The organism is Oceanobacillus sp. Castelsardo, from assembly GCF_001659985.1.
Taxonomy (GTDB): domain Bacteria; phylum Bacillota; class Bacilli; order Bacillales; family Amphibacillaceae; genus Oceanobacillus.
Genome location: NZ_LYCS01000010.1, coordinates 77,467 through 101,701, shown reverse-complemented (window position 1 = coordinate 101,701; position 24,235 = coordinate 77,467). Strand labels below are relative to the sequence as shown.

Sequence of the window (24,235 nt, the reverse complement as noted above, 5' to 3'; positions counted from 1 at the left end):
TTGTCTAAGAAGAAACAACTTTCATTACCTTTATATGAAGAAGTTAAAGAGTTAAACGTAAATATCTTTAACGAAGAAGGTGCTTGGGAAACTCCTGATTATATTACTGAGAATATGAAACATAAATATAGGTATTATCAAGATGGAGCACTTAGATTTTTCCACTATTCTCAAGTAGCAAAGGAATTTCGTTTTAGGAATATTAATCATGTCTTGTTTAATATGGCGACTGGAAGTGGGAAAACAGACTTAATGGCTGGGCTGATATTATACTTATATCAAGAGCATGGCTATCAAAACTTTTTATTTTTAGTTAATACAAACGGTGTTTTAAATAAAACAATTGATAACTTAACAAACAAAGTTTCGGATAAGTATTTATACAAACCACAAATAGATATTGATGGGAACAGAATTGATATAAAACAAGTGCAATCTTTCCCTAAAAATCAAAGTAAACATACAATATATTTAAAGTTATCGACTGTTCAAAGTGTTGCTTCAGATATTTATACGCAAAAAGAAAATGCGATGGGCGAAGAAGATTATGCGAGAAATAAAGTTGTTATTTTAGGAGATGAAGCTCATCATTATTCTGCGTCAACAAAATTAGAAAAAGAAACAGAACAATCATGGGAAAAAGCAATTTTTACAATATTAAATGCGAGAGAAGATAATCGTTTGTTAGAATTTACGGCGACTATTGATCTTGAGAATAAGAAAGTTTATGAGAAGTATAAAGATAAAGTGTTATATCGTTATACTCTCGACCGTTTCATTGAAGATAAATATTCTAAAAAAGTAAAAAGAATTCAATCGAGTAATACAGATGAGTCTAACATGATGAATGTAATCTTGTTAAGTGAGTACCGAAGAAGATATGCATTTGAAAGGCATGGTACCTATATTAAACCAGTTATTATGTTTAAGTCGCAGCGAATTGATGCATCAAACGAAGCAAATGAAAAATTCAATAATTTAATAGAGTCATTATCTGTTGATTCATTGAAAGGACTTTTAGATAGACAAGCGCATGTTACGAGAGTAGAAGATAGTGAAACGCTAGCTTTAGCACATCAATATTACCGAGATAATGAAGATAAATTACCAGAAATTATACGTGAGATGAAACGGGAATTTGCACCTAATCGCATTATAAATGCAAATGATACGGCGCAATCTGGAATTTTAGAAAAAGGACAATATGAAGCATTAAACAGCTTAGAAAGCCCTTCTAACCTATATCGAGTGATTTTTGCTGTTGCTAAATTAACTGAGGGATGGGATGTTCTGAATCTATACGACATTGTTCGTTTGAGTGATGATCCAAAAGTTTCGGGTACAAAGGCAACAACAATGTCAGAAGCGCAATTAATTGGAAGAGGTGCGAGATATAACCCGTTTCTTTTAGAGGGTGAACGCTCTTATAAAAGAAGGTTTGAAGACGATGGTGAGGATAGTTTGATATTGGAAACAATACATTATCATACGATTAATGAGCCACAATACTTGAAAAACTTAGTGAACGCACTAGATGAAATGAATTTACCGTCTGGTGAGGATAAGAGGAACCCCTTAATAGATGTTAAAGTGAAGAATAAATTTAAACAGACAGCCATATGGAGGTATGGAAAAGTATACTATAACGAAACCGTAGAAGTAAAAGAGGATTATTATAATTCACTAGATAAATACGGTATTGATAATATAAATAATATTGTCATTCCATATATTTCTTCGCTCCAAGAACTAAGTTATAGGGATGATCAAATTAAAGAGAATTATGATAATGCTTATAATTTAGCTGTTGAATTTGATCGACGTTATTTAAAAAAGGTTATGAATCGTATTTCATTTTATCATTTTAGTAATTTAAAAAAGTATATTCCGTTACTGAAATCAAGGGAAGAATTTTTAGGTGAAGATTGGTTAAACATTTATAATCGTACGATTTATGTAACTGTGCCTAGTACAATGACGAGAAATATATTAAAACCTAGTGATAAGCTCTTAATAATAGAGAGGTACTTTTTAGAGGTTGCTAAGCAAATTAAACATGGTTACAGTAAGCGTCGTGGTACAGGTAAATTTATTGGATATCCAATAAAAGAGTATATTTCGAACTATCGTAAACGAGTGCCTAATTATGATACATCAAGATTATTAACAGATAATAATCCACAAAATGTGAAGAGATATGAAATTAAAGAAGATTATTTTGTATATGATTCAGCAATAATAAATCAGACGGAGAAGCAATTAATTGATCGAATTGCTGAAAGAATTGAAGAATTAAAAGAAGACTATTCAGATGTCTATTTAATTAGAATGGATGAAAATATGCATCGTGAGTCTGCAAAAAATGAAAAATTAAAATTGCATCAATTTGGATATGATCATGAAGAAATAAAATTAGAAGGATTTCAACCAGACTTTATTTTATTTCTAAAAAATACTGATTTCCTCGTACAAATATTTATCGAACCTAAAGGAAGAAATATTGAAGAGGAACAATGGAAAGAAGATTTACTCATCTATATAAATGAACATAAAGCTGAAATTATTTTTGAAGATGAAACAGAAGATGTAAAAATAAAAGGTGTTAAGTTTTATACTATGAATGATGGTAGAGGATCGATTAAACAAATAGGTGAAATAGCACTTGGCAAAGAATTTAAAGGATTGAGTGTTGAAGAAGTATAAAACATAGCTATGTGGTAAATCAGTTAAAAAACATAAATACTTTAAGGAGGTTAAATTCTATTGGCAGAGTCGTTTATCTCTTCAATTTTACCTGAGGAGTTTATACCTAAACATAAATTGTTATTATTTTTTAATGATATAATTGCTGACATATTAATAAAAGCAGATGAATATGATCTGTCTTCAAAAAAAATAGATATAGAAAATAATAAAGTTTTACCAGACTCTATGGATAGTCCATTAGATTGGCTTATAGAGAATGGATATAAAAGAATTGCTTATGACTCTACAAAAGCTCATGTGTTCTTTAGTATTTTAACTGACTTTATATATTATATGCATGAATCTTTTAGCTGTTCAGAAAGAGGCAAAATAACGGTTGCCTTTTCTGTCAGTAGAAAACCTTTAAAAGACAACTTGTTCTATTTGTGTTGGTTATTAGTTGATTCAGAAGAATTGATTAAAAATATTCTTTATAAGAAACCGCAAGCATTCGATGTGTCAAGAATTGGCATTGAAATGAAAGAAGATATTTTTAGAAAAGCGGGTCAAAAAATTGAATTTCCAATTGATACAGATCTTTTAGTCGATGTAATATATAATAAAAATTCTCCAAAGGGATTATCTAGGATATGGGATCAGTCTTTACATATAATTACAGCGAACAAAAGATACCCAACAAGTGTAGGGAATTTAAATTTTATTTTCTCTGATGAAAAAGTTTGGCAGGAACATTGGAAAACATATTATGATAAAATCACCTTTATAATGACATTTATGATAGAAGTATCAATCGCTTTGTTTGAAGAAATATATAATGCAGACGAGAATACAAAAACATTCAATAGTCTTATAAGAAATATTAAGTATGATTTAACCTTTTCAAATGAATTTAATTCTGAAAATTATATGGAATTATTTAAAGTTTTATCATTTACTTGTGATGAATGTTTAGGAAAGTATGAATTAAAAAATGGTGTGTTAAAGGAATTTATTTATGATTATTTATTCACTTGTCCTCATTGTTCACACATGGAACGTGTTGGACAATATTATATAGAATGATTTATACCATTTATTAACACTTATTCAGTACGTAAAGAAGTTATCAAAACCCCTCTCGATTTTTGATATTCTGTGTTCAACTCTCACTGTTGTAAACATTAATTTCAATGTTATTAAGAAAATTAATTTACAATCTAGATTAAAGACCAGAAGAAAATGCGTTTTTCAAAAGTAAGTGTATTCAACTAACATCTATCATTTTGGTTCAAATTGGTTCAAGTAATATCATTTTCAATACTTTTTTATACACTTTTATCCATTTATTATTAAATAGTTTATTGATATAAATGGTCTTCAATGGATTAGGTACACTTAGAGTTTATCTGTATATTTCTCAAAACATTAATCATATTAAGGATTTATTGACCAATATATTTTACAGTAGAAGCTTATGACTTTTCATTTCTTTGAAGGAAGAGGTTTACTTTTACACAATTTTTACACGTAGCACTTTAAAAACATTGATATATCAATGTTTCAAGCGCTATATCGACCCCGACCACCGGTATCTCTAGGTATAAACGAGACAAATTAAGAAACGATAGAACACTCGCAAATGTTGATATTTCAATGTTTGTGGTGTTTTTTATTTTTGGGAAAAAAGGATGAAAAAGATAAGATTTGAAATCAATTTGCACATTTTTTCACAAATATATTGATTCCTGCCAAAAATAAAAGAGGTGTCCCCGAGTACACTTTCATTGTGAATTCGTATTAGAAAATCAAACAGTAGATCATGAAATTCATCCAAAGAAAAATGGTCCCAATCATCAAAACCTGATGTTCGGAACCATTTTTCAGTTATTCCGGCTAGTTATTCCCAGCTACTTTGCGATTAGCATTATTTATATAAGCTACGAAATTCATGGCGGGCTTCCTCCGAAAGCGATCCGCCAATATCCATTAATTCAACAATGTCCTTAAAGGCTCTTTCTGGAATTGCTAAATCGGCTAGTTCTTCTTTTGAAAAGCCTAAATTTATCTCGCTTTCTCGGCCTTCTTTTAATTTAGCTACAAAGTCAGGTTCAGTCACAAAAGGTGTAGACATGCCGACTAAATCAGCGTATTGCAATGCTTCGAGTGCTTTATCTGGTGAGTTGATGCCACCAGTGGCCATAACCGGAATGCGACCAGCTATATGGTCGTACACCACTCGGTTCATGAATTCCCCTTTAAATTTCCCTTGACGAATCGTTTGTTTATAGATGTTCTTTCCCCAACTTGCAGTAGCTAAATATTGGATATTGGCTACCTCCATAATTCTATCCATGAAATAAAGGAAGTCTTCAACGCTGTAGCCAATTTCACTGCCACGCGTTTCCTCAGGTGTGCCTCTAAATCCAAGAATAAAGTTAGAAGGTGCCTCTTCATCTATCACATTCTGAACAGCTTTCATTACTTCGATACCAAAACGTGAGCGGTTTTCAAGATTTTGCGGTCCATATTCATCGTCACGCTGATTGGAAAAATTGGAAAAGAATGTTTGTATTAATAAGCGCTGAGCACTTGAAATCTCAACACCGTCAAAACCAGCTTTGATTGCACGGCGGGTTGCGTCCGCATATTGGGTAATGACATGCCCGATTTTACGTTTCGTCATCGGTAAGACGGTATGTTCCACGGGACTTCTCAAGTTCATTTTACTTGGCCCGTAAACGACACCAAAATCCTTAAGAGCTATTTTAGCAAAGCGACCGGCATGTGTTAGTTGAACAATGGCCTTACCGCCGCCTCTTTTCATCGCTTGAGCAAGTTGTTTCAAACCTTCAATACTACGATCATCATCGATACTAAAACCGTATTCAAATAATTGTCCATATTCCTCGATATACGCAGCGCCTGTTATTTGTAGAGGTGCAGAAGCCGTACGTCGTTCTGCATAAGCTAGGTCTTCTTCAGTAACATAGCCCTCTATTGTTGAAGAATTTGTAATCATTGGAGAAAGAACAAAGCGATTTTCTAATTCTATGCCATTGGGTAGAGCGAAACTTTTAAATAAGGTTCTGTACTGTTCTGAAGTCTTCATTGTATATGTTTAATACCCTCCATCTAGTATATTTACTGTTAATACTGAGCTGACAGATTGCTAAGCTGTATCACTATATATTATATTTTTAGTATAACAATCAATTGTACCAACTAAACGTATCATAAGTTGAAGGAGTTTTCTACTTAATACTTAAACGAAGATTTTAAAGTTAATAATATGTTATACTAAATTTTATATTCTGAAATAAAAACGAAAGAGGTTTTAGTGATGAAAAAAAGAGGAAATTTCTTATTTATAGAAAAAAAAGACAATATTTATACACTTAGCTTGACACCTGAATTACAAGATGATATTGGCACTGTAGGATTTATTGAATACAGCAATGAGAATACGCTTAAAGTAGATGATCCAATTCTAAACTTAGAAGCTTCCAAGACGGTACATGAAATCGATTCTCCTTTAGCTGGTAAAATTGTGGAACGCAATGAAGCAGCAATAAGTGAACCAACTCTACTAAACTCAGCGAAGACGGAAGAAAACTGGATTGTAAAATTAACCGATGTGGATGAAGAAGCATTTAATCAACTAGAAGATGCTTAAGTTATTTAACTTAACGGGGAGCAGGATATGAATCAAGAAGCTAGATTAGATTATTTAATTGATTATTTACTGGATGAAAATCCGGATGCAAAAGAATGGATGGATAAACTGGATACGGTAGAAGAAAAAATCACCTTGTTCCGGGGATTGTGTAATATTCGAGAACCGAAATCGGTCACTAAGCCATTTATGAAGATTCAAGATGCTTTCTTGAAAGAGTGGAATCATGGGCGGAACATAATTTCATTAAAGGATTTGGAACCTGCCCGGCCACAACTTTATTTATGGCAAGGTGATATAACAAGTATAGCAGTGGATGCGATTGTAAATGCAGCCAATAGTAAATTTTTAGGTTGCTTAAGAGCGAATCATAACTGTATTGACAATATCATTCATACTCGTGCAGGTGTGCAATTACGGTTAGAGTGTCATGACTTGATTACTGCACAAGGTCGCAAAGAGCCTATGGGGAAAGCGAAAATGACAAAAGCATACAATTTACCGTCCAACTATGTCATACATACTGTTGGGCCGTTTATTGATGAACGAGGTGTCTCACCGTTTAAAGAGCAATTGTTGGCTTCGTCTTATCGTTCCTGTTTAGCATTAGCAGACGAACATCAGTTAGGTACCATTGCTTTTTGCTGCATTTCAACCGGTGAATTTAATTTTCCAAATCAAAGGGCAGCCGAAATTGCAATTCAGACGGTGAAAGAATATATAAATAAGAATCAATCCAACCTTCAAGTTATTTTTAATGTGTTTAAAGAGAAGGATTTATTAATCTATCAGTCATTATTAGAAAACTAGAATAGGAGATTGTTATGCTACAGCCTAATAGATATTGGCAAACATCGATGCAAGCGTCATCCTTGTCACAAGCCGATTTATTAAACCATCTAATCGATGAAGCGGAGGCAATTGTTATCGGTATTGGTGCAGGAATGTCTGCAGCAACTGGATTTACATATATCGGAAAAAGGTTCACAGACGCTTTTCCTGATTTTATTGAGAAATATGGTCTTTTGGACATGTTACAAGCTAGTTTATTTCAATTTGAAGATACACAAGAATATTGGGCCTTTCAAAGTCGCTTCTGTTTATTGAATTTCTTCGATCAACCTGTTGGTCAAGCGTATGTTGATTTGAAAGACATGTTGGAAGGAAAAGATTACCACATAATTACAACGAATGCCGATAATGCGTTTTATGCAGCGGAGTTTGATATGGATAAAGTGTTTCGAATTCAAGGGGAATATGGGTTGTTGCAATGCTCACAACGCTGTCACCAACAAACCTATCAGAATGAGGCTTTAATACGTGAAATGGTAGAGAAGCAATCCGATATGAAAATTCCTAGAGATTTAATTCCGTATTGTCCGAAATGTGGAGCCACTTTAGAAGTTAACAAACGAGATGATAAGGGAATGGTGGAAGATGGTCATTTCTATGAACAGAAAGAACGTTATGAACAATTTTTAAAAGAAAACGAGGACAAAAAAATACTTTTCTTAGAAATTGGTGTGGGACATACGACCCCACAATATATTAAACATCCTTTCCAACAAATGACGGAAAAAAATGAAAAAGCTTTATTTGTGACCATGAATCAAAAAGAATATTTCACTCCACGAAATATTCGTCCAAGAACGGTTCGAATCGATGAAGACATTGAGGAAGTGTTACATCTAGCTAACAACAAGTGAAAAGTTGGGGGTTAACAAATGTATTTAATTGAATCGAAGCGTAATGGAGAATGGGTTTATGACCCAGGAACTGCCATGGCTTTACAAGAATATGTAAAAGATCATATTTTCTTAGATGATGATGTTTTATTCCCATACATGATGCATCCCGTAGTTCAAATCGGAAAATTCCAAAATGCTTACGAGGAAGTTAATCAACCTTATATGGATGAACAGGGGATTAAAATGATACGCCGTGAATCTGGTGGCGGTGCGATTTATCTTGATGACCGTAATATGAGTTTCTGTTTCTTGTTTAATGGTACACATGATAGGTATGGAAACTATGCACGTTTATATGAACCGGCTATTCAAGCACTTAAAAATTTAGGTGTAGATGAAACTATTTTGAGCCAAAAAGGTCGTAATGATTTAGTTTTAGATGGCAAGAAAATTTCCGGTGCAGCAATGACGGTGCAAAAAGGTCGCGTTTACTGTGGATATTCGCTACTATTAGATCCAAATTATGAAGCAATGGTATCCGTTTTGAATCCAAACCTTAAAAAGATTGAATCTCATGGTATTCAATCCGTCCGCAGTCGAGTAGGATCCATTCGTCCTTACTTAGCACCAGAATACCAAGAAATGACGGTCTGGGATTTTACGGATTATATGATTTGTCAGTTGCTCGACATTGATGATGCAAGTGAAGCAAAACGCTATGAATTAACGCCAGAGGATTGGGCGGGTGTTGATAAAATTGCCGCTGAGAAATACAACAACTGGGACTGGAACTATGGCCGTTTTCAACAGTTTGAATATCATTTAACAGAACGTTTTCCAATAGGGACGGTTAGTGTAGGCTTGACGATTGTACATGCTAAAATTGCTGCCATCCAGATTACAGGTGACTTCTTCGGAACAAAAGATGTAAAAGAAATAGAAGAAGTTTTAATTGGAGTACGTTTAAGAAAAGAAGACTTGTTAACTGCGTTAGAGCCGTTGGATTTGAAAAATTACTTTGGAAATCTAACGAAAGAAGAATTTATTAGCTTTATCTTAAGTGAAAAGGAATAATAGAGTGTTCAAAAGGAGGATAAAAAGGACCGAGAAGTTCGAGGCGGCGTAGCTTTGAGTACCGGAACGTATGCACTTAATACGTGAGGAACGGAAAAGCAAGCCAACGAAGAAATTCGAAGTGTCATTTTTACCGGACTTTTTGAACATGCCCTATAGCATAAGCAATATTAGAAAGTAGGATTACATTGGTTAAATTAGGAATTTTGGATTACGCTCAAATTGATGAAGGCACTAGTGCTAAAGAAGCATTAGAGAATTCCGTTGAGCTAGCACAGTTAGCTGAATCATTAGGTTACGTGCGGTTTTGGATGGCAGAACATCATAACGTTCCCGCTTTTGCCAGTAGCTCACCAGAACTCCTCATGATGCGTATAGCGGATGCCACGGAGCGGATTCGTGTTGGATCGGGTGGTGTGATGATTCCACACTACAGTCCTTATAAAGTTGCTGAAAATTTTCGGATTCTTGAAGCATTTCATCCCGGTCGAATTGATTTGGGAATTGGCAATACAGTAGGAACGGCCATTGTGAACCGGGTGTTAAATGAGAATAAAAAAGGAAAACTCAATTATGAGCAGAGTATAACGGATTTAACCAATTATTTGAGTGATCAAGTTGATGAAAACCATCGCTTCTCTGGGATCACTGCTAATCCTGTTATTTCTACGGTGCCTGATATATGGGTATTGTCCACCAGTGTCCGAAATGCGAAAATGGCCGCTAAATTAGGAATTGGTTATACATTTGGATTATTTCCTATAGCAGGTATGGACAAGTTCCCGATTGGTATCCAGGCCGCAGAGACCTATCGTAATGAATTTAAACCTTCTCGTTTCATGCCAAAATCAAAAGTATCGATTGCCCCGTTTGTTGTCGTTGCTGAAACAAATGAGCAGGCGCAGGAATACGCAGAAGCTTTAGATTTCTGGTTACTTGGAAAAAATAATTTTGGTTATTTGAAGGAATTTCCATCTGTTCAAACAGCTCGAGAATATGCCTGTACAGAGAAGGAAACCGCCATTATGAAAGCGAATCGAAACCGCATGGTAGTAGGGGATATAGAAAGTGTTAAAGAACAATTACATACATTGATTACCCAATTTAAAGCGGATGAAGTCCTGTTAGTACCACTTATGCCAGGATTCGAAGCCCGCAAAAAAGCAATTGAATTGTTGGCTGGAGAATTTTTAAGGGACTAGTTCATGGGGACCTCATTAGAAGTTATTAACATAAGGTTATCAATCATTTATACTATTATGATATTGTTCAAAAGAGGTTTTACTAGGTAATGTTTAAAAATGCTTCAACCCTTGATACATAAGGATTGGAGCGTTTTTAATTACCTTACCTTTTCCATTGGCTATAAGAAATGATTCGTTTTACATAAACTTATGGTTTTTACTTTCATTTTAACGACAGATGATATTCTTACTAAAGAAGGGAGAGAGAAAATGGTAAGAAAATGGAGATACATTTGGTCTTTTATGTTTGTTCTATTAATTGGATTAGGGATATATAGTTATGTTTCAGGAGACGGGACAAAGTCTTCTGAGAATCAAGTGATTTCTATTGCTGATGGGGGATGGGATAGTATGCAAGTACATAATTTTATCGCAGCCTTCATTATTGAAAATGGCTATGATTATCCTGTTAACTTTATAAATGGTTCTTCTATTGCAACATTTACAGGACTCAGAACAGGTGAAATTGATGTTTATATGGAACTTTGGTACAACAACATGGAGGAACCGTATTTGGAAGCAGTGGCTGCGGGTGAAGTGGTCGAACTTTCTACGAATCTTGTAACCGATGACCAAGGATTCTTTGTACCAACATTTGTTATTGAAGGTGATCCAGAGAAAGGCATTGAACCAATGGCACCTGATTTAAAAACGGTGGAGGATTTGAAAAAGTATCCAGAGCTATTTAAAGATCCCTCAGATCCATCGAAAGGCGTGATTGTAGGTGCGCCCACTGGAACAGTTATCCATGATGTTTTAGAGGAGAAGGTTAATACATATGGTCTCAATGAGTATTATAATTATTTTACACCTGGCTCTGCGGGAGCAGTCTCTGCATCGATAGAGAAAGCGTTTATGAATAATGAAGCATGGGTTGGTTATCAGTGGTCCCCAACATGGACAGTGACGAAGTATGATATGACTCGACTCGAAGAACCTGCGTATAATGAGGAAATTTTTAATGAAAATTTTGGTACTGCATTCCCTGAAAATCCAGCTTATATTGTAGCGAATGCAGAATTTATAGAGCGGGCACCAGATGTTACCGAATTTCTAAGTAACTATCAGACTTCGACTGTTCTGACTGGAGAAGCACTGCTTTATATGCAGGAAAATGAGGCAACACCAGAGGAAGCAGCTTTATGGTTCTTAGAAAATAATGAAGAAGTATGGACGGAATGGCTTCCAGAAGCCATTGCTAAAAAAGTAAAATCTGCATTATCAGGATTGACCTTGGCGGATGCCTAGTTTTCTAATAAGCAGGAAAGAAGGGTGAAGGTTTACGGATGTTTGAGTTTCCAGAAAAACTAACTTTCCATATTGGAAATTATATAGATATTCTTGTCAAATGGCTAACCGTTCATTGGGCGGGATTTTTTGATGCCATTCAATCGGGACTTTTATGGGTGTTTGTCCATTTGAATGACTTTCTCTTATGGGTTCCTTGGTGGTACGTTATTTTGGTTGTTTTTTTACTCGCTAGCCAATATAAATCAGTTGGGTCGGGTATTCTTTATAGTGCCTTTTTATTTTTAATCGGTATGTTTGGATTATGGGAAGCGACGATGTATACATTAACTATTGTCATTGCGAGTATGGTTTTGACCATCATTATTGGGTTACCCCTTGGAATTATCATGGCTTCTAGTAATCGTTTTGAAACCTTAACTAAACCGTTGCTTGATGCGATGCAAACCATGCCATCGTTTGTTTATCTTATACCGGGAATCTTTTTCTTCGGTTTAGGACTCGTTCCAGGTGTGTTTTCTACGATTATTTATGCACTACCACCAATTATGCGTCTTACGAATTTGGCGATTCGTGGGGTTCCGCGTGAAATAGTAGAGGCTGGTTTAGCATTTGGTTCGACGAAATGGCAATTACTGAGAAAGGTGCAGATTCCTCAGGCGCTACCAACTATCATGACTGGTGTGAACCAGACAACGATGATGACACTTGCAATGGTTGTTGTTGCCTCCATGGTAGGAGTGGAAGGTCTTGGTTTAGAAGTGTTATCAGCTTTAAATCGAATTGATGTGGCGAATGGATTTGAAGCAGGAATTAGTATCGTATTTATCGCAATTATCATTGATCGATTAACACTAGCAATTTCTGATAGAGGACAAAATAGGAACTTAATGTAGTTATATCACTCTACTCTACTGGTGCAATAATTCAGAAATTTAATGAATACTGATGTATGGTTGGAAGTAGATATGTAACTGACAGATGAAGATTTGAATAAACTTGATAGAGTCATACCTAAACCTATTAGAAAAATGCCTTTGGATAATATTTAGGATAATGAAAACTGCCCCAAAATATTAAAATTCATTACCATTTTGGGGAGTTTCTTATTTGCAGGTAGGAAAGTATCAGAACTTTCCTACCTGAGTAGTCTAATATTTATGCCGCATCATCGGATTTTAGTTCTATATCAACTATAAGGTTTTCTCGTCGATTCTTGTTACCCTTCCAGTAAAATAAAACAGTAATTAGAATGGTCATGACGATTCCACCAATATGAGATACATGATAAGGTAATCCAAAACCGAGATTGCTATCATATAAGATATAGGTTAACACCATATCCGTGATGAATAGTGCTGGTATCAGAGCGATGAAGTAATTTTTCTTCTTAACAAATAGATACATAGTACCAATCCAAAGAGCAAGTGCAGCGGTTCCTTGGTTAGCGAATGAGAAGTAACGCCATAAAATATTAAAATCAATGGTTGTTAGCCAATAAGAAATCACAAACATTGGTATCGCAATCGCTAAACGTTTTGCAACTTTCGCTTGATCGATGTGGATATAATCCGCAATGATATTACGTGCTGCACGGAATGCAGTATCTCCAGATGTTATTGGTAACACAACCGCACCAAGAACGGCAATGGTACCGCCGATGGCACCAAGTAAGGTCATGGAAACTTCATTAACGACAAGAGAAGCCGTACCTTCATTAATTAACCCTTGAAGTCCTTGTCCATCAAATAAACTCATAGCGGCAGCTGCCCAGATCATTGCAATAACACCTTCTGCAACCATCATACCGTAAAAAATGTAACGCCCTTGTTTCTCATTTTGGGTTGTTCTGGAAATAAGTGGTGATTGGGTGGCATGGAAGCCAGATAAGGCACCACAAGTAATCGTTAAGAATAATATTGGTAATACAGGTAAGTCAGCAGGGTGCATATTAGTGAAAGATAATTCGGGAATCGTATAATCTGAGAATACTAATGCTATACCAACCCCAATTGTACCAATTAATAAAACCGCCCCAAAGAACGGATAAATTCGTCCAATAATTTTATCAATTGGTAGAATAGTAGATAAGAAATAATACACGAAAATCATTAATATAATAGCAATTAAGGCAATCTTTCCATCTATCAAATTGTGTAATAATGATGCCGGTGTAGTAACAAATACGGTACCAACTAGCAATAATAAAAGTAAGGCAAAAACGTTTACTAAATGCCTAGAAACTTTCCCTAAAAATTTCCCAGCAAGTTCTGGAATGTGGGCACCGCGATTTCGAATTGAAATCATGCCAGTTAAGTAATCATGTACAGCACCTGCAAAGATAGAACCTATCACAATCCATAAAAAGGCAACCGGACCATATAATGCCCCCATAATTGGACCGAAGATTGGCCCTGTTCCAGCAATATTCAATAATTGAATTAATGCGTTTTTCTGTTTGTTCATTGGTAAATAGTCAACACCATCTTGATTCACATAAGCTGGTGTTTTTCTGTCTTCATTAGGTCCGAATACTTTTTCAACATATTTTCCATAAGTGAAATAAGCAACAACCAATAATGTTATAGCAATTAAAAATGTAATCAATTTTACTCCCCCTTTGCTCCTAGTGCAAACGTTTTCAGTGCTATTTTATAACGTTTCATAAAAAAATACAATAACTTTATGTTGTAGGAGCAATTTTTTAGGGATTTATGTTGAAATAACACATATTCTATAAACTAGAAATTTATTATATTTTGTTTCTTCCATTATTATGGAAATAATCTACTATTTACAATAATAGGTTGGTTAAGGTATCATAGTAGAGTCGGTAATATTATCGCTAAATCTTTTTCAGAGCGGGGGACCCAATTAATTACGGATATATCCGTGTGGGTGAATCCTTTAAAGGAAGGGCTTCTCTTTTCTCTTAGTCCTAACCCGAAAGCTAACCTCGTCAGCGTTTAAGAGGAAACAAAATGAGAAATATACTTTGAGATTATATAATAGCTTGACACACAGGTGTCTTTTTTTAATCCCAAAAAAATTAATAGAATCATCTTGTTCTCCTTGCCTATACATTAATTTTTTATCAAAATCATCGAGAAGGTAGGGTTTTTATGAAAAGGTTTAAATTAAGTTTGGCTAGTCAGATTTTAATTGGTCTTATATTAGGTATTATCGTTGGTGGAATTTTTTATGGAAGTGAAACGGCACAAAGTGTTTTACAACCATTTGGTGATTTATTTATCCGTTTGATTAAATTGATTGTCGTTCCCATTGTTTTATCAAGTATTATCGTTGCTATAGCAGGTGTTGGGGATATAAAGTCAGTTGGTAAGCTTGGGGTTAAATCATTATCTTATTTTATAGGTATGACTCTAGTTGCTATTGCAGTTGGATTAATTTCTGCTAATATTTTCCAACCTGGTGCGGGATTAAATATGGACGAGCTTCAGCAAAGTGATATTTCAAGTTACGTAAATACTTCTGAAGAACAAGAAGGTAAATCCATAGCGGATACTCTTCTTCACATTGTTCCTACCAATCCGATTCAAGCTATGGTTGAAGGGGATATGCTTGCAATTATCTTCTTTGCTGTCGTATTCGGTTTAGGAATTGCAGCAATTGGTGAAAAAGGGAAACCTGTTCTAAAATTTTTCGAAGGTATGGCACATGCTATGTTTTACGTGACGAACCTATTTATGAAATATGCTCCAATTGGGGTATTCGCCTTAATAGGTGTAACCATTTCTAAATATGGTTATGAGTCACTAATCCCATTAGGAAAATTAGCTATTACGGTTTATGGAACGATGATTTTCTTTGTTATCGTCATTTTAGGGATCATGGCCAAAATTGTTGGAATTAATATCTTTAAATTATTGAAGATGATTAAAGAGGAATTACTTTTGGCATTCTCCACTTCAAGTTCTGAAACAGTACTTCCAAGAATTATGGACAAAATGGAAAAGGCAGGAAGTCCAAAACACATAGCAAGTTTTGTTATTCCTACCGGTTATTCTTTTAACCTAGATGGATCTGTTTTATACCAAGCGATTGCTGCCTTGTTTGTTGCGCAAATGTATGGTATTGAATTAAGTGTTTGGCAGCAAATTACACTAATGCTAGTCTTGATGGTGACATCTAAAGGCATGGCAGGGGTTCCAGGTGTATCGTTTGTCGTTTTATTAGCTACATTCAGTACGATTGGATTACCGGCCGCAGGTTTAGCGTTTATTGCGGGTATCGACCGTATTCTTGATATGGGACGTACAGCAGTTAACGTGGTTGGTAATTCATTAGCGGCTCTTGTAGTAGCTAAATGGGAAGGACAGTTTAATCCTCCAGTTGAAGAAACAGTACAAGAGGCATCTTAAAAACAATTAATTCCAATAAAAACACTCTCAAATATTGATTAAATCAATACTTGAGGGTGTTTTTTAGTTGTAGTACGTATATTTCCCTATTCTCTCCTTATAATAACAAAGAATGAGGAATTAGCTATTAACCTCAATGAATACTTTATAAAGGGGTACGAACTTCTATGAATAGACCAAAATCACGAAAAGAGAGGCAATGGAGAGGGAGAAAAAATTCGCAGAACCCACATGGCCAAGTGAAATCTTTTGATCAATTAGCTGATGAAGCGGGGAAAAATGATAGCAAGTGAAAGTTGAAGCATGATCTGACTTGTAAGACAGGGTGATAAATCCTGTCTTTATTCATATTACTTTTCCACCTTATTCCAGATAGATTCCTTACTGCAAAAATAAACATTTATGGTACAATTTTTGGAGTGTGTATACTCGGCAGATGCCAAGTTTTCTAATAATCTATCATTGGAAAGGGGAGGGGAGTATAATGAAAATTCAAATACAAGATTTATATCATGGAGCGGTACTTTCGCAAATTTCGGAGCATCCTTCCTTTCATGCTTTGAAAAAAGTGGATTCAGAGTATGGTCATTATTTAGTCAATCAGGATACTAGATTATTTGTGAAATATTTGACGAAAAAATCTTCACCATGGAACTTTAAATTCAGTGTTTCTGAAATGCAATCGATTCAACTTATAATGAGAGAATCGACTAGTGTATTCTTATGCTTAGTGTGTGGTCAGGAAACAATCTGTGCGTTAAATAAAGGTGAATTTAGGAATCTAATAAACTTAAATTCAGCAGAAAATCAATATATTATTGTAGAAGTTCCAACTGGTGGGTCGATGCATGTAAAAGGAACGACGAGAACTTTAGAAAGAACGCTTAGGCACAATTCTTTTCCAGATAAATTGTTTGAGTCACCATTGGTAAATATTCGCTAAAGAAAGGGACGGAGGGACAGGTTCATCGTCCCGGTAAGGCTTTGGGACAATGAACCTGTCCCTATGTCTCTATTAAGGGAGGTTACTGATGAGAAAATTAACCGTCATAGTAGTAATTCTATACTGTGCTCTATTTGTTCCGGGAATCGTATCAGCAAATGAAAATTTAACACCATCAGGGATTCCGCTTAAGGATTTGGAAGGTTATGTAGATGAATATGTGGAGGAATATATTGGCGTGACAACGGCCGGTGCGAATATTGTTGTTATCAAAGATAACCAAATTGTTTTATCAAAAGGATATGGATATGCCGATATTGAAAACAAAATTCCAATGAATCCGGATACTTCTATTTTGGAATGGGGTTCTGTAACTAAGTTGTTTGTTTGGGTTTCAGTTATGCAATTGGTTGAACAAGGGAAAATAGATTTGAATGAAGATGTTCGCCATTACTTACCTCAAGGTTTTTTAACAAAATTGACGTATGATGAACCGATAACGATGCTCAATTTAATGAATCATACTGCTGGGTTTGAGGATTGGATTTTTGACTTGGGGTATGCTTCTAAAGAAAAGGTGAAGTCTTTAGAAGAGGGATTGAAAATGGCTGAACCAAATCAAATTTATCGTCCAGGTGAGGTTGTTGCTTATTCTAACTTTTCCACGTCGCTTGCTGCTTACATTATCGAACTAATAACGGAGATGGAATTTTATGACTACGTGACGGAGAATATTTTAGAAAAATTGGATATGGATCATTCGACGATTCATTTGCCAGAGGAGAATAGAGAAGAGGTTATTCAACATGTAACTGAGGGGTATGTACTACGTGGGCTGGGGGAATTCCAAGAATCCACTCCATTTTACATATCAATGTATCCGAGTGGTGGAATGAATGGTACAGCTGTAGATTTAGCAAAGTTTGCAAGAGCCTTGATGCCACAGGGGGATGAAAAAGGTATTTTATTTGAAAAAGAAGATACGTTAGAACAAATGCTATCTACTAGTTACTCCGTAAAAGAGAATGTACCTGGCATTGCTCATGGATTTTGGGAAGTGGATGGAAAACAGAGAGGTTATGCTCATTCAGGGAATACATCTGGTTTTTCCAGCAACTTTCATATTGTACCAGAGGAAAACTTTGCTGTGATTGTATTAACGAATCAAGCTGCGGAAGCGGATATTATGTTTGGTTTAACGAAAGCATTAATTGGTGAGAGTGTATTTCATCCTGTATCAGATGCACCGAATTCCACTGACATTGAAGGAACGTATATAAGTGCACGTAAAATGGGAAGTGGATTTCTACATCTTTATTATTATTTAACACCTTTGAAAGTGAAATCTTTGAATGCGGATGAAATAGAAATCAGCATTATGGGAATGAAAGGGAATTATATACAAGAAGATCCTTATACGTATCGATTTGTCAATGGAGATTCCGGCTTCCTTCCGATGCAGACCCTATATTTTCAGGTGGAAGAAGGAGCGGTAAGCCAAATATCTACAGCTTATTCGGATTTTCTACCGATGGATAAAAAAGGGGAAAGACTTGCAACACATGGCATTTTATTTCTATATTGTATCGTATTTTTTCTTGTTTCAACTATTATTCTTATGGTTCGTGGTCTTCTACGTTGGCGGAAGAAAAAGGCTTTTTCAACTATGGTGAAGTGGAATTCTATATTGCACTTATCAGGGATGGCATTAGTTGTGAATGTGATGGTACTTATGGTTCGGATGTTGGCGAATAGTAATCGTGCCTATTCTGAAATTATCATTCACTTTATCTTAAACTACACTTTTACTTTTACTAGTATTCTTTCTGTGTTCTTTGTTATTTGGAATTGGAGAAGAGAGGCTGTAACAAGATTACGTGCTATTCTTTACATCATATCCATGCTAAGTAGTCTGCTTCTAATAGCATTACTCATTTATTGGCAATTTTATTTTTAGAGCCAGGGGGACATAGAGCCAGGGGGACAGGTTCATCGTCCCAGCCAGTTACCGGGTTATCGGATGGGCTATTATCTTTGTAAAGGTGAAGATTTATTCAAAATAGACTGCCTACATTTTTGTAGACAGTCTATTTTAAAGAAAGTGGGAGGTACTTATGTTCTAGTATTCTATTATAATTACTCTTATTCTAATTCAGAATCGGATCCAGAATCAGGGTTCTCAGGGTCCAATTCTGGTTCTGAATCAGAACTTGGATCTTCTGAATCTGACTCAAGGTCTGAACCAGGTGCAGGATCCTCCAGTTCTGGTTCGGATTCTAATCCAGGATCTGTTTCGGATCCAGAATCTGGTTCCTCTGTACCGGGGTTCATTTCCGTTTCCGGTGGGGTTTCCATATCATCCATATTTTCTTCCTCATTTGTTTCTCCTGAACAAGCAGCTAAAGTCAATGCAGTACCGATAGAAATTGCACCTACCATGATTTTTTTTAATTTCATTTCAGGTCTCCTCTCTCAGTCTCAGATTTTTAACTTCTCCCAAAGTATAACAAAGCATTGTAAAAAATCTGTGTTAAAGCAATAACAACCTAATAACAAAAATATGGCAAAGGCTGGAAGAAGTATTATTAGGTTTTAGACATTTTGAGGCCCGTCAATATGCATGTTCTATGAGGGTGAATGGGCGGAGGGTTGTATTATTTTATTCATATATTTGTAACATTCTCCGGTGGGATGAAGTCATAGATTCATCAGTCCAGCGAATTTTTGGGACGATGGACCTGTCCCCTCGTCTCTTTACTTTACACATTGGTAAAATGAAATGCTTATTGTATTACAGTTTGTAAAATGAATATGAATATTTAAAATTTTATAATATTTGATAAGTTATCCTAATGTGAATGATGCTGCATATATATTGTAGTAATATGAAACCATCTTATTTTATTTCTCGTCCTACCTCATTTTCTCTAAGTACTTAATAACTAAACTAAATCCACACACTTAACAAAAGAATAAGGTGGTCATGATTACCATTAGGTATTGTATTCTCTATAAGATTTTGTATTATCCATGGATTTTGTTATCAATGCTTAAAGGAGGTTTTCCATTGAGTGATTTGTTAAAAAATCTTATATCAGTAGGCCATAAGAATTTTGAAGAAGCGAAACCAAGTTTTAATTCTCAAGAGGCATTAGATGAAGCAAACCGTTGTCTGTACTGTTACGATGCACCATGCATTACGGCTTGTCCTACTGGTATTGACATCCCAAGTTTCATTAAAAAAATTGCATCTGGAAATATGAAGGGTTCGGCAACAACTATTATGGAGGCTAACCCTGTCGGTGCAAGTTGTGCTAGGGTTTGTCCAACAGAAGAGTTGTGTGAAGGTGCTTGTGTACTTAATCATTCCACTAAAGCCATTCCAATTGGTGATTTACAAAGGTATGCAACGGATTGGGCGATTAAAAATGAGCAAGTATTATTTAAAGCTGGAGAAAAAAACGGAAAACATATTGCTATTGTAGGTAGTGGACCAGCAGGATTATCCGCTGCTCGTGAATTGGCCCGTTTAGGTTACGAGGTTACCATTTATGAGGGAAAAAGTGAACCGGGTGGACTGGATACATTTGGAATTGTTCCATTCCGTCTTCCAAAAGAAATTTCACTTTGGGAAGCTGAACAAGTGGAAAAGCTTGGTGTCACCATTTGCACCAATATGGAAGTAGGAAAAGATATTTTTGCAGATGACCTTATTGAGAACTACGATGCTGTCATACTTGCAATTGGAATGTCCAAGGTACCGATGATCGGCATTGAAGGGGAAGATTTAGATGGGGTTTACGATGCAATTGACCTTGTGGAGCGTACGAAAAATGGAATTTATGAAGAAGAATTTATTGGTAAGCGGGTCGCAGTAATTGGTGCAGGAAATACTGCGATTGATGGAGCAACAACATCTGTGAGACTAGGTGCGGAGAATGTGAAGATTCTTTATCGCCGAACAGAGAAGGAAATGACGGCTTATGATTTTGAATATGAATTTGCTAAACAAGATGGTGTGGAGTTTAGATGGCTTACTAATCCAAAACGTCTAATTAGCGATGAAAATGGGCATGTCAAACAAATGGAATGTGTCCGGATGGAATTACAATCCGCTGAGAGTGATGGACGTCCACGACCGGTTGAAGTAGAAGGTTCAGAATTTTTGATGGATGTTGATATCGTTGTAAAAGCAATTGGTCAAACGAGACATATGAAGATGATTGAAAGTTTTGGTTTAGAACATAATGGGGGAGTTGTAAAAGTAGACGAGAACACATTGATAACTTCTAATCCAAAAGTATATGCTGCTGGGGATGTTATTTTTGGTAAAGGGATTGGAGAGGCGATGGTTGTTTCTGCAGCCCAACAGGGGAAAGAAACGGCATTATCCATTCACCAACGTTTTAAAGAAACTTTGGCAGAGCGTGTTTGAGAAAATTTAAATATAGAATCCCTAAATAGGAGGATGAATATGGCTGATATTAGTATTAATTTTGCTGGAATCAAATCACCGAATCCATATTGGCTAGCATCGGCACCGCCGACAAATACCGGATATCAAGTCCAGCGTGCATTTGAAGCAGGTTGGGGTGGGGCGGTATGGAAAACATTAGGAGAACCGATATTAAATGTTACCTCACGCTTTGGTGCACATCATTTTAATGGTCAGCGTGTAGCTGGATTTAACAATATCGAGTTAATTTCAGATCGTCCCCTAGAAGTGAACTTAAAGGAAATCTATGAAACAAAGAAAATGTATCCTAATCACGTCATTATAGCTTCATTAATGGTAGAACCGAAACGAGAGAAGTGGCATGAAATTGTGAAAAAGGTACAGGATGTTGGGGTGGATGGAATTGAGTTAAACCTTGGTTGTCCGCATGGTATGTCAGAGCGCGGAATGGGTTCAGCTATTGGACAGCATCCTGACTTAGTAGAAATGACTACAATGTATGCGAAAGAAGCTGCAGAAGTTCCTGTTATTACGAAATTAACACCGAACATTACCGACATTAGGGCAACCGCAAAAGCAGCAGTTCGCGGTGGTGCAGATGCGGTTAGTATGATTAATACGATTAACAGTCTGGTTGGTGTTGATTTAGATACATGGAATCCAGTACCGAATGTCAATGGGCAAGGGGCACATGGCGGGTATTGTGGTCCAGCTGTGAAGCCGATTGCATTAAATATGGTCGGAGATTGTGCCAGAAACCCGGAAATTAATATCCCTATTTCAGGAATCGGTGGAATTTCAACTTGGCAGGATACCGTTGAATTTATGCTTATGGGAGCAGGGGGAGTACAAATTTGTACTGCAGCCATGCATCATGGATTCCGAATCATCGAGGATTTAACAGAAGGATTATCGAATTATTTGGATGAAAAAGGAATTGATTCATTAAGCGATATTATCGGGGCTTCTGTTGAGAAATACACCGACTGGAGTGATTTAGATTTAAATCATAAGGTGGTTGCCCGTATTAACAATGATATTTGCATTAACTGTAATAAATGTCATATTGCCTGTGAGGACACCTCACATCAATGTATTGACATATTAACAGATGAGAACGGAAATGATTATCTAAAAGTAAGAGAAGATGATTGCGTAGGATGTAATCTTTGCTCCATTGTTTGTCCTGTAGATGGGGCAATTGATATGATTGACTTAACACCAACAGAACCGCCAATGTCATGGAATAATCGCCAATCAGCGATTCAAATGTTACAAAATGCTGATTCGTAATTCGATGTGAATTCATTTTGAAGCGATATTAAAGGAGGACTCATAGATGAAGAAAATTATTAAAAATGGAACCATTGTGACAGCAACGGATACGTACCAAGCCGATATTTTGATAGAGAATGAAAAGGTAAAAGCAATCGGACAGGATTTAAGTGATGTGTACGCGGAAGTAATTGATGCTTCAGGGTTGTATGTATTCCCGGGAGGAATTGATCCGCATACCCATATGGAAATGCCTTTTGGTGGAACAGTAACAAAGGATGACTTTGAAACAGGAACGATTGCGGCAGCACATGGAGGAACAACAACGATTATTGATTTCTGCTTAACGGAAAAAGGTAAATCACTAAAGGGTGCACTTGATAAGTGGCATCAAAAGTCGAAAGACAAAGCGGTTATCGATTATGGATTTCACTTGCAAATTGTAGAAGCTAATGAAAGCGTTTTAAACGAAATCCCGATTGTGATTGAAGAAGATGGTGTCACTTCCTTTAAAGTATTTATGGCTTATAAAAATGTATTACAAGCTGACGATGAAACGTTATATCAAACATTGATTACTGCGAAAGAACATGGCGGCTTAGTGATGGTTCACGCAGAAAATGGCGATGTGATTGAACACTTAACAAAGGAAGCTTTGAGTAATGGAAATACCGAACCTATTTATCATGCGTTAACCCGTCCACCTGAATTGGAGGGTGAAGCGACAGGACGTGCTGCGAAACTAACAGCGCTTGCTGACTCACAATTATATGTAGTGCATGTTACCTGTAAAGAAGCGGTGGAACAAATTGCTAAGGCTCGTAGTAAAGGATTTAATGTGTTCGGAGAGACGTGTCCACAATATTTAGTGCTTGATCAAAGTTATTTGGATCAAGCCGATTTTGAAGGTGCGAAATATGTGTGGTCTCCCCCATTACGAGACAAATCCAACCAAGAAGTGCTTTGGAATGCGCTAAAGAGTGGGCAGCTTCAAACGATTGGTTCGGACCATTGCTCCTTTGATTTTGATGGACAAAAAGATTTAGGGAAGGGGGATTTCACGAAAATTCCCAATGGTGGACCATTTGTAGAAGACCGTTTTAGTGTTTTATTCTCAGAAGGAGTGAAGAAAGGACGTATTTCTTTAAATCAATTTGTCGATATGGTGTCGACTCAAAGCGCAAAACTATTCGGTTTATTTCCGAATAAAGGTACGATTGCTCCGGGAGCAGATGCCGATGTTGTTTTGTTTGACCCAAATGTGGAGCGTACCATTTCTGTAAATACACATCATTCGGCTGTTGATTACAGTGCACTAGAGGGAATGAAAGTCACAGGCGAACCTGTAACTGTTTTATCTCGTGGTGAGTATGTCGTGAAGGATAAGGAGTTTGTAGGTAAACCTGGATCAGGCAAGTTTTTAAAACGTGCCAAATACAATTCCAATGTCATTAAGCAACAGGAGGAAACAGCAATAAGTAGATAAATAGCTTTTTAAAAGTAAGTTATCTTAAAACCATCCCATACTATTCGTTGCATACCCATTGAAATTTGACCGAGTAGCTAC

19 protein-coding genes and 1 riboswitch are annotated in these 24,235 nt (G+C 36.0%); of the genes, 16 read left to right on the top strand and 3 right to left on the bottom strand.

Going from position 1 to position 24,235, the window contains the following annotated elements; all coding sequences use genetic code 11:
* Complete coding sequence (locus tag A9178_RS15255) at positions 1-2,703, top strand: DEAD/DEAH box helicase family protein (RefSeq protein ID WP_082918228.1); 2,703 nt, start codon at positions 1-3, stop codon at positions 2,701-2,703.
* A gap of 60 nt (positions 2,704-2,763) precedes the next feature.
* Positions 2,764-3,768, top strand: coding sequence for a hypothetical protein (locus A9178_RS15250; RefSeq protein ID WP_068676824.1), 1,005 nt, complete (start codon positions 2,764-2,766; stop codon positions 3,766-3,768).
* A gap of 841 nt (positions 3,769-4,609) precedes the next feature.
* Here the strand turns inward: A9178_RS15250 and A9178_RS15245 are convergent.
* Entirely contained in the window at positions 4,610-5,794 is a 1,185-nt protein-coding gene (locus tag A9178_RS15245; protein ID WP_068676818.1) for an NADH-dependent flavin oxidoreductase, read from the bottom strand.
* A 231-nt stretch (positions 5,795-6,025) separates the two neighbouring features.
* On the opposite strand from A9178_RS15245, the gene A9178_RS15240 reads away from it, so the two are divergent.
* From A9178_RS15240 to A9178_RS15210, 7 genes are all read left to right on the top strand, one after another.
* Positions 6,026-6,358 carry a glycine cleavage system H family protein gene (locus A9178_RS15240; RefSeq protein ID WP_068676813.1) on the top strand — a complete coding sequence of 111 codons (333 nt, stop codon included), beginning with the start codon at positions 6,026-6,028 and terminating at the stop codon, positions 6,356-6,358.
* A gap of 27 nt (positions 6,359-6,385) precedes the next feature.
* Positions 6,386-7,168 carry a protein-ADP-ribose hydrolase gene (locus A9178_RS15235; protein ID WP_068676811.1) on the top strand — a complete coding sequence of 261 codons (783 nt, stop codon included), beginning with the start codon at positions 6,386-6,388 and terminating at the stop codon, positions 7,166-7,168.
* A 14-nt stretch (positions 7,169-7,182) separates the two neighbouring features.
* Complete coding sequence (locus A9178_RS15230) at positions 7,183-8,064, top strand: SIR2 family NAD-dependent protein deacylase (RefSeq protein ID WP_068676809.1); 882 nt, start codon at positions 7,183-7,185, stop codon at positions 8,062-8,064.
* Positions 8,065-8,082: 18 nt separating this feature from the next.
* Entirely contained in the window at positions 8,083-9,120 is a 1,038-nt protein-coding gene (gene lplA / locus A9178_RS15225) for a lipoate--protein ligase (protein WP_068676805.1), read from the top strand.
* A gap of 188 nt (positions 9,121-9,308) precedes the next feature.
* On the top strand, positions 9,309-10,322 hold the full coding sequence (locus A9178_RS15220; protein WP_068676804.1) for an LLM class flavin-dependent oxidoreductase: 1,014 nt from the start codon (positions 9,309-9,311) through the stop codon (positions 10,320-10,322).
* A 252-nt stretch (positions 10,323-10,574) separates the two neighbouring features.
* Positions 10,575-11,612, top strand: a complete 1,038-nt coding sequence (locus A9178_RS15215; RefSeq protein WP_068676803.1) for an ABC transporter substrate-binding protein — start codon at positions 10,575-10,577, stop codon at positions 11,610-11,612.
* Between the two features lie 38 nt (positions 11,613-11,650).
* Positions 11,651-12,508 carry an ABC transporter permease gene (locus A9178_RS15210; RefSeq protein WP_068676802.1) on the top strand — a complete coding sequence of 286 codons (858 nt, stop codon included), beginning with the start codon at positions 11,651-11,653 and terminating at the stop codon, positions 12,506-12,508.
* A 262-nt stretch (positions 12,509-12,770) separates the two neighbouring features.
* Here A9178_RS15210 and A9178_RS15205 read toward each other — a convergent pair whose 3' ends face one another.
* Complete coding sequence (locus A9178_RS15205; RefSeq protein WP_068676792.1) at positions 12,771-14,219, bottom strand: carbon starvation CstA family protein; 1,449 nt, start codon at positions 14,217-14,219, stop codon at positions 12,771-12,773.
* A gap of 226 nt (positions 14,220-14,445) precedes the next feature.
* Positions 14,446-14,592: riboswitch (cyclic di-AMP (ydaO/yuaA leader) on the top strand.
* A 142-nt stretch (positions 14,593-14,734) separates the two neighbouring features.
* Between A9178_RS15205 and A9178_RS15200 the strand changes: the two genes are divergently transcribed.
* The 4 genes from A9178_RS15200 (at position 14,735) to A9178_RS15190 (ending at position 18,894) form a co-directional block, all read left to right on the top strand.
* Positions 14,735-15,994, top strand: a complete 1,260-nt coding sequence (locus tag A9178_RS15200; protein WP_068676791.1) for a cation:dicarboxylate symporter family transporter — start codon at positions 14,735-14,737, stop codon at positions 15,992-15,994.
* 167 nt (positions 15,995-16,161) lie between these two features.
* Complete coding sequence (locus A9178_RS19410; RefSeq protein ID WP_231889864.1) at positions 16,162-16,287, top strand: DUF6254 family protein; 126 nt, start codon at positions 16,162-16,164, stop codon at positions 16,285-16,287.
* Between the two features lie 191 nt (positions 16,288-16,478).
* A complete protein-coding gene (locus A9178_RS15195) occupies positions 16,479-16,937 on the top strand; it encodes a hypothetical protein (RefSeq protein WP_068676790.1) in 459 nt (152 codons plus the stop codon).
* 88 nt (positions 16,938-17,025) lie between these two features.
* Positions 17,026-18,894: a serine hydrolase domain-containing protein gene (locus tag A9178_RS15190; protein ID WP_068676789.1), complete on the top strand. Its 1,869-nt coding sequence runs from the start codon at positions 17,026-17,028 to the stop codon at positions 18,892-18,894.
* A 185-nt stretch (positions 18,895-19,079) separates the two neighbouring features.
* On the opposite strand, the gene A9178_RS15185 is transcribed toward A9178_RS15190, so the two are convergent.
* Complete coding sequence (locus A9178_RS15185; protein WP_068676788.1) at positions 19,080-19,394, bottom strand: hypothetical protein; 315 nt, start codon at positions 19,392-19,394, stop codon at positions 19,080-19,082.
* 610 nt (positions 19,395-20,004) lie between these two features.
* On the opposite strand from A9178_RS15185, the gene A9178_RS15180 reads away from it, so the two are divergent.
* Genes A9178_RS15180 through hydA form a run of 3 tightly spaced genes read left to right on the top strand, consistent with a single transcriptional unit; the run spans position 20,005 to position 24,154 of the window.
* A complete protein-coding gene (locus A9178_RS15180) occupies positions 20,005-21,372 on the top strand; it encodes an NAD(P)-dependent oxidoreductase (RefSeq protein ID WP_231889863.1) in 1,368 nt (455 codons plus the stop codon).
* Positions 21,373-21,411: 39 nt separating this feature from the next.
* Complete coding sequence (gene preA / locus A9178_RS15175; RefSeq protein ID WP_068676787.1) at positions 21,412-22,686, top strand: NAD-dependent dihydropyrimidine dehydrogenase subunit PreA; 1,275 nt, start codon at positions 21,412-21,414, stop codon at positions 22,684-22,686.
* 46 nt (positions 22,687-22,732) lie between these two features.
* Complete coding sequence (hydA, locus tag A9178_RS15170) at positions 22,733-24,154, top strand: dihydropyrimidinase (protein ID WP_068676786.1); 1,422 nt, start codon at positions 22,733-22,735, stop codon at positions 24,152-24,154.
* The last annotated feature ends 81 nt before the right edge of the window (positions 24,155-24,235 follow it).